We start from the raw sequence: 10,277 nt of genomic DNA, 5'->3' as shown, positions 1-10,277 counted from the left end.
GGCGGTATCGACCTGGATAACTTCCGCGAGATCATGGAGATCGTTCTGAACGCCGGCGTAGAGAAGGTGATTCCGCACGTATACTCCTCTATCATCGACAAGGCTACCGGCAACACCCGCATCGAGGATGTGAAGAAGCTGCTAGCGATCGTAAAAGAGCTGGTATAAGTTCGGATACCGGTTTTAAAAAACTCGAGGATGCTGCATAACTTTTGTTATCTGCAGCATCCTCATAATTTTATCTTTTCTATTCTTTTATCTTTTGTATGATTCATGTGTCTTTCCCTCTGTATTCTACAGAGTCAAATCTTCTACGTTTACTCCCATAGAAGCAAGCATGGCCATCAGTGTTTTGATTTGATAATCCAATTCCTCGTTTACAGTTTCCCCATTCGCTTTTTTGATACGCTGTAAACTCGTATATCTGTCAATCGTAACAGTGACCAATTCTTTATCACTCATTTCTTCCACTCTTTCCACCGCCTTTCTGCCCCTTCAGTATAGCGGATTTATGTATTATTTACAAGCTTCTTTTACCCTTCCACCACATACCGGATATCCGCGAATCCTACGGAATCGCCCGGTCGCAGACGGGCTTTTTCGTTAACGCCCAGGCGGCCTCCGTTCAGAAAGGTGCCATTAGTGGAATTTAAGTCAGTCAGATAGTAGCAGTCCTCTTCCCGGGAGATTTTGGCATGGATGCGGGAGATACCACGGGCTTTCAGCCAGCCGTCCACGGCGTCTTTTTTCTTGCCTATCATAAAGCTCTCTTTACCGACGCGGAGATCCGGATAAGCTGCGCTCTCGCTTCGTAGAAAGAGTCCCGGTTCCCGGACGCCTGCAAGGCAGGCTGTTCCACCGGATGAAGCGTCCACCCACTCCGGGAAGTTTTCCGCCAGACGGTTTTCCCGCGCTCCCTCCCAGGCACCGGAGCTGTCTGCCATCCCATCGGCTCCGAATTTTTCATAGGAAAATACCAATTTTCCCTCTTCATTTTCCTGATTTCCCGCCGCCTCCGCACTCACACTCCGAGCACTGCCTGCTTCCGCGTTCCCCCATTCTTCCAAAAGCTTGCGAATCGAAGGGTTCTCCTCTCCTGCCATTCGGTAAAACTCATATCCAAGCGTTACTGCGCCGGAATCCTGCCGGTCCAGATGATCCAGCAGATACTCTGCCAACCCCAAAAGCTGACTACCCAGCTCTTGCTTCTCAAAAGGATAAAAACATACCCAAATCTTCCATTCATCCGGATCCAGATAGATAAAATCCGGCTGCAGCAAAATCCGTTCTCCATCCAGCAGATATTCCTCGCAGGTCTGCGCCGCCTGCTCAAGCCCCTCCAGCAGTCTTATCATCTCCGTAAGGCTCAATCGCTTCCGTTCCAGCACCAGTCTCAGATTCTGTCTGGATGTAATCTCATAATAAAAAAACGCTTTTTTGTCAACCCTGGTCATCCGGCACTCCAGAAACCCCGGAATCCGATTTTTCAGAAGCATATTTACCTGATAATTCTCCTGAAATTCCTTTTCTTCCAAAACCAGATAATTGTGATCCAGTTCCCTTCTGTAACTAACCTCCATTTCTTCACACCTTTCCTGCCAGTTCCTTTAAAAGTCTGGTTTTTCGAAGAAGGTTGACCGGATTTTTCCGTCCGGATTTTTCCTGCTCCTTCGTTTGCAGTCCGCCCAGAACCGGACTGCTTCCCGCATAAGCCACGGTTACCTGTTCAGCCGTCACCTTCACCGTTATGTCAGTTACCTTCAGAAGATAAAGACGATCCTCTACAAGAGCGGACGCCTCTGTGGAAAGCCAGCTTTCCAGATGTGCTTCCGTTTCATATTTCCGCGCCGCTCCTTTGCCTGCCAGTTCCGAGGCGCAGGCAGAAAGTACACTCCGATCATGCCAGAACAGCCCCAGGCACAGCATCACGAAAATAATCCACATCAAAAACGGCATCAGAATCGAGGCTTCCACCGTAAAACTTCCTCTTTTCCACCCTGCACTCATAGAAACATCCTCCAGAACTGCGCCAGACACAGAAACGGCGCAAACGGAAACGAATCTTTCCAATGTACCTTACCCAGAAGCAGTCCGATTCCAAGCGCTGCCGCACAGATTAGCGCTCCTGTCAGTAACAGTTCAAAATTTCCCGACGCGCCAAGGAACACGCCTGTGGCGCACAAAAGCCAGCCGTCTCCCATCCCGATGGCTCCCTTCGTAAGAAAAGACAGGATCACCATCACGACTCCTATTCCCAGTCCACCCAGTATTTCAACCGCAGACAGCTCCCGAAATCGAACATTTACTGCCAGTCCCACAACCATTGAAAGCAGGATCATCGGGATACAGACTTCCCGCCGCTTAAAGTCCCATATACCGTTCAACAGCAACAGCACCGCCACATAATATTCCTTCCACATTTTTTAACCTCCGCATACGGAACAGGGCGGCAGCATCGTTTCTGAACGCGGAATTGTATGAATTCCGCGTACCATCGCCGAACAGTTCAGGCTCTGATGATACCGCGTGCCGTCGTCTGTCAGAAACACAGGATCCGCTCCTTCCTTCCAGCATTTTTCACAGGGATAATACTTTCCGCCGGATTCATTTCTCAGATCCGCCACTTCCGAAAGTCCGCTCTGTCGGATAGACAGCTTCAGATAGCGGCAGCTCAGTTCCCGATGGTAGACAGTCCCGTAATCCGTTACATATACCACTTCTTCTTTCTCACTATTCGACGACCGTTCCCGTCCGCCAAAGCCTGTCCAGCCCCGTACTACCCGTTTCTGCCGAATCCGAACCGGATGAAACCATGAAATTCCCGGCGGGAATACAGCCTGTCCGGAGATTTCCAGAGTAATCAGGGACTTTTCCGGATCCCAACTGCTTCCAAGCAGAGATAGTCCATCCGCTCCGTCCTTTAAGACAGCAGCCGCCACTTTCCCGGAGAGAGCTGCCTTTACCTCCTGTTTTCCATATAGTATAACCGCTGCAGTCGATCCCATGCCTCCGGCTGTGTCCGAATATTCCGCCAGCACTGCCAAATCCTTTCCCGCATCCGTCAGACTTCCTCCCGTCTCTATCTTCAGCTGCGTCAGAACCAGAAGATAAAGAAACGCCGTCACAGCCAGCAGAAAAATCGGAAAAACCAGAGCCGCTTCCACGGTCATGCTGCCCTTATTCCGGAAGATGCACCGGGATGTTCTTCCGCGCTCAGAGTAAGAAACAGATTTGTCAGAATTTACAAGAATAACAGTTCCACCGTCGTCCACTGCCTGGAGAGCTTTGAATTTAATCAGACATATCTCTGTACGAAAGAACATCCCGGTACACCTCCCTTTTCCCTCTGTTACCATTCATAGCAAAATTGGCGCTCTGCCGTATACTCCTGCCCTTTCATGCATATGGTCCGCAGCCGAAAGGAGTCAATACACTGATCCACATAAAACCGCTGACCGCCGGATGCTTCCCGCACCGCGCCCTCGATCACATCGAGACTTCGCATACTTTTCTTTTCCCGCCCGGTCAACGTCAGTAAGATTCCAAGATAATCCCGGTACAGCAGTCCGTCCGCATCCTCGTTATCGTCCATTCCGGATAAATCACCCAGCTCCAATGCGTTACTCAGCGATATTTTCCAGGTCGATGCATCTTTCCGGAATGCTACCCGCTTTCCGTTCAGCAACAGTCTCAGATCCAGAACACTTTCCGCAAAAGCCCACGTCAGAAGCAGCATCTGCTTTACCGCCTCTACCAGCCCCGGTATCAGTGTCGCTCCTACCAGCAGCGTAGCCATAGCGGTACATTCCGCCACCTTTGCGGAATCTGTAAGCAGATACGCATAGTTCATTCCTTCCCGGATAGCCAATAATCTTCCACATACCGCTTCCAGATTGGCAATATCCGAATCCCGGCCTGCAATAAGATATTCCAGCTGATAATCAAGCCACGGCCCACCCTCCTTTTCTCCTGTAAGGCAAGCTGCCGCATTTCCAAAATGTTCCAGCAGATACGCCAGAAACCAGGCGTCATTCAAGACTCCATATGCGTTTTTTCCTCTTGCACCGGAGCCCGTAAGCAGCGTCCGGTCTGATGGAACCCCGGCCAGCTCCGCGCGTTTCCCGGATACGCTTCCCGGATCTTTAAGAATCAGATGCAGGATACTTCCCCCCTTTAACCGTTCTGTCTGCTCCGCCGGATTTGGCGTACCTTCCTCTTCCTCTTCTTCCCGGCGTCGGCTGAGTTCTTCCAGATTCCTGCTTTCCCTGTCGTCCGCTTCCCGGTAGTTTTCCTCCTGCTCGGCAGCCTGCCGTACGTATTCCGCATACTCCTGAAAGCTTTCCAGAATAGATGCTCCCCTCTTTGCCTTCATTACAGACACCGCCTGCTCATAATACGCCTCTCCGCGTCCATCAGTGGCCCTTGCATAATCCCAGGTTTCAAGAGCCTTCACCTTTCCCGGCTTCAAATTCAGATTCAGGAATTCCTCTGCCCGCTGCTCCAGATACTCCGTCTTCTCCGCTCCGCCCCCATAGCTCAGATCCAGATAAAACAGTTCATACCTCTTCCAAAGCTCCCTGTGATATTCCGAAAGCACTGAATACTCACTGAGTTCCAGCGCCTCCTCCATCTGGCTTCGAAACAGGGCATTTTCCGCGGACTGAAACAGAGCCTGAAAGAAAAACAGCAGTACGGACAGCATCAGACTCAGAAAAACGGTAATTTCTCCCCGTTTTTTCATCTCTTTTTATACCAGACGGCTTTGTTTTGTGATCTTGTCAAAAATCTCATTTACCAGGGAAGTCAGCTTACTCTTAAAAATCAGTACCAGCGCAATCAAAACCACCAGAATCAATATCATTTCCACCGTTCCGATTCCTCTCTGATCCTCCCACAGATTTTTCCATCCCTGTTTTAATCTCATCATTTTACTTTCCTCCTTTTACATCTGCATCGACATTCCCGCAGGCACAAGCACAAGAAGCATCACCACCACCAGCGTCAACACCATGGGAAAAAGTAACCTGGTGGCCGCCTTTTCACCCTGCTCACGCGCCAGCTCTTTCCGCTGTTCAAAGGCTTCTGCCACCTCTTCTCTTAACAGACCGCTTAACCCTCTGTTTCCTTTCTTCAAATTTTGTTCCAGCAGTGCGGCCAGCTTCAGGTAACAGGGCAGCCGACAACGAAGTCCGAAATTCTCGTACGCCCTTCCTTCCGAAACGCCATTCTGCATCTCCCGGCAGGCCAGCGCCATTTCCTCATACACATACCGCCGCGGTCCTCCCGCTTCCCGTTTTTTTTGATAATCTGCCACCATCGTCTCCCAGGCCATCCGGAGTGCGCTTCCGGCTCCCAGGAGCAACACCAGCTTACTCACCACCTGTGCGTAATCCCGGCGAAGCTCCAGTTCCCGTTCCTGCACCAGCTTTTTAAGCTCTTGATCCTTCGCCGTATATACCAGAATCAGACTGATAACTGTCAGAATGGGAATTACTGCCACGGAAGAGCTTTTCTTTTCCCTCCAGTTCAGATTTATTCCATCCACATTTTCCGGCAACTCTTTCCGATTCTCCAGACGGCTCTTCTCCTGAAAGCTCTGAATCGTCTGAGAGAGTACCTCCGTCCACTGCCGGGCCGGGCTCAGTATCTCAGGGAGTACCCGAACATTTGCCTCGTAGATGCTTTCCTGATCTTCGCATCGCAGGCGGCCTCTTAAGCTTACAATCGTGCCCTCCTCTGTTACCTTCTCCTTGCGGATACTCCCGTCCAGATTCAGCACTTCATAGGAGTCCAGTTCCCAGTCCACGGTGACTGGCGTACCTTCGATTTCCCGAATCAGATTCAAATCCGTCCGCACCTCCTGCAGGGAACTGTTCGCTCCGATAATATAGTTTTCCATGCGGGCTGTTTCTTCCGCCAGCAGTTCCTTCACCTGCTCTTTTGTCAGCCCCTGGGGTTCTACCTCTACCACAATGGCTTCCCTGTCTTTTCCGGATTCCTTATCGGGTACTGCCCAGATTTCCCGGGTATACGTTTTTTCCTTACGCGGAAGAAAGTGTCCTTCTTCCATAAGCATACTGCTGCGTTCATTTACCCAGAACGCCGCCGTCAGAACTGCGCCGGCTCCCAGAATCAGTATAAGAAGCTTCAGCTTCTCTCCATAAAACGCCTCCAATCTGCCCTCTACATTTTTCTCCGCATGTAATATCCGAAAATTTTCCGCCACGTTTTCTTTTCCGGGATACACATTTCCGGCTTTTCCAAGCAGCCTTCGGTTAAGCTTTTCTAACAGCTTCATGCTACACCTCGATTTCCAGCATTCTCCTTCCCAGATACCAGGCGCCCAGATACAGAAGCAGGCAGCCTGTCATCACGCATACTCCAACGATATTTCCATACACCGGATCCATAAATCCCGGACATCCTATCCGCAGATACAACACAATCACAAAGGGAATTCCATTCATAATCTTCTGCTCGTAGCGCCTGGACGCCAGTGTCGCCGCAATCGCCCGTTCTGTTTCCACTGTCTGCGCTATGGTTCTGGCCGTATCTTCCATAATTTCGATAAGATCGCCACCACTTCGCTTCCCCATCGTAAAGATTTCCGCAAAGGTTTCTGCTTCCGGAATTCCGCTTCGCTCCGCGAAATCCCGCATGGCTTCCTCCAGCGTCTGATTTGAATCCATCCGCCGCTGCATAGCTGCCAGCTCCTGCACCATATCCGCATTTTCCTCATAAATCATTCGCAGATCCCGCCCGGTTTCCCGAACTGCATTTTCTACAGAATATCCTGCTGCCAGGGCCGCCGCCATTCCCTGCACCGCGTCCTTAAACTGAAGCTTTAAGGCCGCCTTTCTCCGCTCCGACAGCTTTTTCCTCTTCTCCCGAAAATACCAGAAAGCTACCGGAATTCCCAAAATCAGCGCCACCGGAGAATTATAGAAGCAGAACGCAATCACCATGCTAAGCCCCGCCGCTTCCAGTCCATAGCGAATATATTCTTCTCTGCGAAAACAATATCTGCGGTAATCCATCTGTTTTCTCCTATTCTTCTCTTATTCCCGCTGCCCGAAGCTTCTCCGTATGCAAAAGTTCTTCTGTACGCCTGAGTTGTCCCGCCACCTTTTCTGCTTTTTCATGCCCCGGCTCCTCCTCAAAGTGAAACAGGGATCTCAGGCAGATCTCTCCCTGCTCCATTCCGGTAAGCTCCACAATTTCCAACACCTTTCGACTGCCGTCCCTGAGACGCCCCAGATGCACGATCAGGTCCACTCCTGACGCAATCTGACGCCGTACTGCCGTAAGCGGCAGATCCATTCCCATCAGCACCATGGTCTCCAGCCTGGACAACATATCCGTCGGACTGTTGGCATGTCCGGTGCTTAAGGAACCGTCATGCCCCGTATTCATGGCCTGCAGCATATCGATAGCCTCTGCCCCGCGGATCTCACCGACGATGATCCGATCGGGGCGCATTCGTAAGGATGTTTTGATCAAATCCCGGATGGTAATCTCACGTTCACCCTCCAGATTGGCATTTCTGGCCTCCAGTATCACCAGATTCTCCACCCGGTCAAGCTGTAATTCCGCATTATCCTCTATCGTAATAATCCGCTCATCTGCCGGGATAAACTCTGACAGAGCATTCAACACGGTGGTTTTTCCGGACCCGGTTCCGCCGCTTACAAAGATGTTATACCCGGCTTTTACTACCTTCCGCAAAAATGCTGCGGCTTCCTCACTGATGGAGCCCCATTCCAGAAGCTGCCGCATCCGTACCGGTTCTTTCGGAAAACGGCGGATCGTTATCACCGGACCGTTCAGCGCCACCGGATCCAGCACAATATTGACACGGGATCCATCTGCCAATCGGGCGTCCGCAATGGGACTTGCCTTGGATACGCTCCGGTTGCAGAAGCTCACAATCTGCTGTACCACGTCTTCCAGCTTTTCTTTGGATGAAAAACTTTTTTCCCACCGGGTCAGCCTTCCGCCACGCTCCACAAAGATATTTTCCGGTCCATTTACCATAATCTCTGTCACTTCCGGATCTTCAATCAGTTCCTGAAGCATGTCCAGACGCCGCATGGAGTTAAACAGTTCTTTTTGCAGCCGCAGCCTCTCTTCCAGCATCAGATACCCTTCCCGGCTCTTCTGCATAATCTCTTCGTCAATCAGCGCCTGTACTTCCCCGTCTGACAGTTCCCGCGACAGATCCAGACGTCCCTGCACACGACCTCGAAGCTCCCGGGTCAGTTCCTCCCTGTTTCTCTTCACGGCTCGCACCACCTTTTTCCTTCGGACTTCACCAGTAATTCCAGTCCGTCATAGGCGGACAGCTCAAGCTTCTGCGTCCGTTCCAGTATCTGCTCCAGCTCAAGCAGCTTCAACGTCTCTTCATACTGCTTCATTTTCGCCTTCGCGGTCTCATCCGGCTCCACAGGCGTATAGATCCCGCTGCACGCATCCAGCAGTTCATACCAGCCGTCCACGGCTTCACTTAAATCCAGAATCACCACCTCATAGCGGCTCTCCTTTTCAAGCAGTTCCAAAAGCTGCTTCCAGTCCTCCCGTTTCACAGTTTCATATTCCACAGGAGAACGTAAGGGCGGTATATAATCCATTTCCCCCATGGAACGAATCATCCCCTCCAGCTTCCAACCAAAGGCTGACTTTCCCTGTTTCAGAAAATACAGAAGCTCCGATAAAGTCCAGCCCCCATCCACAGGATACAATTCCGCAAATCCCGAATATTCCTCCAGATTCAGGTACAGCGTCCGTCTCTTCTTCGCAATCTCCTTCCCCAGAGCCAGGGCAAATCCCGTCTTACCGGTTCTCCCCACGGGCGAATAAACGGCAATTCGCTTCATCCCTTCTGTACGAAGCATGACGCCCGGAACCACCGCTGCCTGTTCCGCATAGAAATCCATGGCCTGCCTTAAGATCTGCGGACAGGACTGGTACTTGTAGATTCTCGGATATTCTGTCTGGGGCCCGGTCTGATACTCTTCCCCCGATAACAGAATGACAGTTCCATATTCTTTTTTCTTTGGCAGCTCCGCTGCTATCTCCTCTGACAGAAGCAACAGATCCACCGGATGTTCTTTCGTATATGCGGAAAGCTCCCCGCTGTCGGTAAACCCATGGACTGCCAGCAATGAAGCCGGGCGTCGGTTCACATACTCCGCAAACCGCTGCACATACTCCCTTTCCCTGCTGCAGACCGCCATCTGCCTTCCTCTCATCGTCTACATCCCTGAGCACAGCAACAGCCCGGTCATCATACTGAGCCACAGCTCCAATCCCAGAAATACCGCCGCCATAAGGAATGGCTCAGGCCTCTTTCTCTCGTTTTCCCCTTTTTCACGCAATATGTCTCCTTGTCCTCCTTCCACCCCTTGTCCACTCAGGAATTATGGTCTGACACAAACCAAGACAGTACCGGCTCACGTTCTGCCGGTCTTTTGTAAGAATTCTGATCGATCGAACCGCCATCTCTGACGGTAGCTAAAGTATAGCCCGTGCTCTTCTGTTTGTCTATTGTAAATGGTTCACAAAATTCCGAAGGCCGCGATTCCGTAAAGCAGCCCAATCCCGCTGATTCCAAGGGTTCCTGCCGTACAAATGGTCAATGGATTTAACCCCACAAAAACGGAAACATTCTGGGATAGAAGGATAGCGTTGATAACCTGAATACCGATAGCGCCAAACACGGCGCGGAGAAGAAAGTTGATGATTTTCATAGAACCGCCTGCTTTTTTTTAATGTATACAACTCGTTTTCTCGATTTATACATAAGCTACCTGAAAATAATTCACACAAACAGGTTTTTCCGTATATTTCCTCTCCCATCAGTCTATACTCCTACTATAGATAATTCATTTTCAGATACGGGGGATTTTATGGGATTATTCAAAAAAGAGGAGCCGCTGGAGGAGTATGAACGCTTCTCGGCCCGGCGGCAGCTGATGGAAGATTTGACGCTTACAAAAAACGCGCTGGACACAGCCTACGCCAATTTCGAGACTGTGGTTGATCCGGATCTGATCGACTGCTATACTTATGAGATTTATTCAGTGCAGAAACGGTATAAATTTCTGCTGGAACAGGTGCGGCAGATTGATTTGCAGAAAATAATGTGATAGACTTTTCCTAAAGGAAACCAAAGAAAAAGAGGGCTTCTTATGAATTCGGGCCGGTGTGGCTTGGAGCAGCTCATTGGGAGATGTCTGCCCCAGGGGCTATCCGCTATCTGCTGCGATACCGCATAGAGA

General features: G+C 50.6%; 14 protein-coding genes. 2 read left to right on the top strand and 12 right to left on the bottom strand.

The genetic code is table 11. The features are described 5' to 3' along the window. Positions 1-6 precede the first annotated feature (6 nt). Positions 7-168: a KDGP aldolase gene (locus ACTRC3_RS10825; protein ID WP_440323073.1), complete on the top strand. Its 162-nt coding sequence runs from the start codon at positions 7-9 to the stop codon at positions 166-168. A 126-nt stretch (positions 169-294) separates the two neighbouring features. Here the strand turns inward: ACTRC3_RS10825 and ACTRC3_RS10820 are convergent, their stop codons facing one another. The 12 genes from ACTRC3_RS10820 to ACTRC3_RS10765 form a co-directional block, all read right to left on the bottom strand. Further along, positions 295-462, bottom strand: a complete 168-nt coding sequence (locus ACTRC3_RS10820; protein WP_440323072.1) for a hypothetical protein — start codon at positions 460-462, stop codon at positions 295-297. A gap of 71 nt (positions 463-533) precedes the next feature. Beyond that, positions 534-1,580: a DUF6382 domain-containing protein gene (locus ACTRC3_RS10815; RefSeq protein WP_440323071.1), complete on the bottom strand. Its 1,047-nt coding sequence runs from the start codon at positions 1,578-1,580 to the stop codon at positions 534-536. Positions 1,581-1,584: 4 nt separating this feature from the next. Next, positions 1,585-2,007 carry a TadE/TadG family type IV pilus assembly protein gene (locus ACTRC3_RS10810; RefSeq protein WP_349165298.1) on the bottom strand — a complete coding sequence of 141 codons (423 nt, stop codon included), beginning with the start codon at positions 2,005-2,007 and terminating at the stop codon, positions 1,585-1,587. Further along, positions 2,004-2,420, bottom strand: coding sequence for a prepilin peptidase (locus ACTRC3_RS10805; protein ID WP_440323070.1), 417 nt, complete (start codon positions 2,418-2,420; stop codon positions 2,004-2,006). The genes ACTRC3_RS10810 and ACTRC3_RS10805 overlap by 4 nt, the downstream gene beginning before the upstream one ends. Before the next feature lie 3 nt (positions 2,421-2,423). Continuing rightward, on the bottom strand, positions 2,424-3,323 hold the full coding sequence (locus tag ACTRC3_RS10800) for a hypothetical protein (protein WP_349165300.1): 900 nt from the start codon (positions 3,321-3,323) through the stop codon (positions 2,424-2,426). Positions 3,324-3,349: 26 nt separating this feature from the next. Beyond that, entirely contained in the window at positions 3,350-4,741 is a 1,392-nt protein-coding gene (locus ACTRC3_RS10795) for a DUF5702 domain-containing protein (RefSeq protein ID WP_440323069.1), read from the bottom strand. Positions 4,742-4,747: 6 nt separating this feature from the next. Beyond that, entirely contained in the window at positions 4,748-4,924 is a 177-nt protein-coding gene (locus ACTRC3_RS10790; RefSeq protein WP_435391193.1) for a Flp1 family type IVb pilin, read from the bottom strand. 18 nt (positions 4,925-4,942) lie between these two features. After that, on the bottom strand, positions 4,943-6,298 hold the full coding sequence (locus tag ACTRC3_RS10785; protein WP_440323068.1) for a hypothetical protein: 1,356 nt from the start codon (positions 6,296-6,298) through the stop codon (positions 4,943-4,945). 1 nt (position 6,299) lies between these two features. After that, complete coding sequence (locus tag ACTRC3_RS10780; RefSeq protein ID WP_440323067.1) at positions 6,300-7,037, bottom strand: type II secretion system F family protein; 738 nt, start codon at positions 7,035-7,037, stop codon at positions 6,300-6,302. Positions 7,038-7,047: 10 nt separating this feature from the next. Continuing rightward, positions 7,048-8,280, bottom strand: a complete 1,233-nt coding sequence (locus ACTRC3_RS10775; RefSeq protein ID WP_349165306.1) for a CpaF family protein — start codon at positions 8,278-8,280, stop codon at positions 7,048-7,050. Next, positions 8,277-9,248, bottom strand: a complete 972-nt coding sequence (locus tag ACTRC3_RS10770) for a hypothetical protein (RefSeq protein WP_440323066.1) — start codon at positions 9,246-9,248, stop codon at positions 8,277-8,279. The genes ACTRC3_RS10775 and ACTRC3_RS10770 overlap by 4 nt, the downstream gene beginning before the upstream one ends. A gap of 306 nt (positions 9,249-9,554) precedes the next feature. Then, positions 9,555-9,746: a pro-sigmaK processing inhibitor BofA family protein gene (locus tag ACTRC3_RS10765; RefSeq protein ID WP_349165308.1), complete on the bottom strand. Its 192-nt coding sequence runs from the start codon at positions 9,744-9,746 to the stop codon at positions 9,555-9,557. A 159-nt stretch (positions 9,747-9,905) separates the two neighbouring features. On the opposite strand from ACTRC3_RS10765, the gene ACTRC3_RS10760 reads away from it, so the two are divergent. Next, positions 9,906-10,145 carry a DUF2508 family protein gene (locus tag ACTRC3_RS10760; protein ID WP_440323065.1) on the top strand — a complete coding sequence of 80 codons (240 nt, stop codon included), beginning with the start codon at positions 9,906-9,908 and terminating at the stop codon, positions 10,143-10,145. The last annotated feature ends 132 nt before the right edge of the window (positions 10,146-10,277 follow it).

The organism is Laedolimicola sp., assembly GCF_051972735.1.
GTDB lineage: Bacteria > Bacillota > Clostridia > Lachnospirales > Lachnospiraceae > Laedolimicola > Laedolimicola intestinihominis.
Note: the sequence above shows the minus strand (reverse complement) of the source record. Positions and strands in the feature narration are given on the sequence as shown.

What these genes read in the sequence shown, in the direction of transcription:
- ACTRC3_RS10820 (WP_440323072.1), bottom strand. Translation starts at nt 462, where the DNA reads ATGAGTGATAAAGAATTGGTCACTGTTACGATTGACAGATATACGAGT.
- ACTRC3_RS10815 (WP_440323071.1), bottom strand. Translation starts at nt 1,580, where the DNA reads ATGGAGGTTAGTTACAGAAGGGAACTGGATCACAATTATCTGGTTTTG.
- ACTRC3_RS10810 (WP_349165298.1), bottom strand. Translation starts at nt 2,007, where the DNA reads ATGAGTGCAGGGTGGAAAAGAGGAAGTTTTACGGTGGAAGCCTCGATT.
- ACTRC3_RS10805 (WP_440323070.1), bottom strand. Translation starts at nt 2,420, where the DNA reads ATGTGGAAGGAATATTATGTGGCGGTGCTGTTGCTGTTGAACGGTATA.
- ACTRC3_RS10800 (WP_349165300.1), bottom strand. Translation starts at nt 3,323, where the DNA reads ATGTTCTTTCGTACAGAGATATGTCTGATTAAATTCAAAGCTCTCCAG.
- ACTRC3_RS10795 (WP_440323069.1), bottom strand. Translation starts at nt 4,741, where the DNA reads ATGAAAAAACGGGGAGAAATTACCGTTTTTCTGAGTCTGATGCTGTCC.
- ACTRC3_RS10790 (WP_435391193.1), bottom strand. Translation starts at nt 4,924, where the DNA reads ATGAGATTAAAACAGGGATGGAAAAATCTGTGGGAGGATCAGAGAGGA.
- ACTRC3_RS10785 (WP_440323068.1), bottom strand. Translation starts at nt 6,298, where the DNA reads ATGAAGCTGTTAGAAAAGCTTAACCGAAGGCTGCTTGGAAAAGCCGGA.
- ACTRC3_RS10780 (WP_440323067.1), bottom strand. Translation starts at nt 7,037, where the DNA reads ATGGATTACCGCAGATATTGTTTTCGCAGAGAAGAATATATTCGCTAT.
- ACTRC3_RS10770 (WP_440323066.1), bottom strand. Translation starts at nt 9,248, where the DNA reads ATGAGAGGAAGGCAGATGGCGGTCTGCAGCAGGGAAAGGGAGTATGTG.
- ACTRC3_RS10765 (WP_349165308.1), bottom strand. Translation starts at nt 9,746, where the DNA reads ATGAAAATCATCAACTTTCTTCTCCGCGCCGTGTTTGGCGCTATCGGT.
- ACTRC3_RS10760 (WP_440323065.1), top strand. Translation starts at nt 9,906, where the DNA reads ATGGGATTATTCAAAAAAGAGGAGCCGCTGGAGGAGTATGAACGCTTC.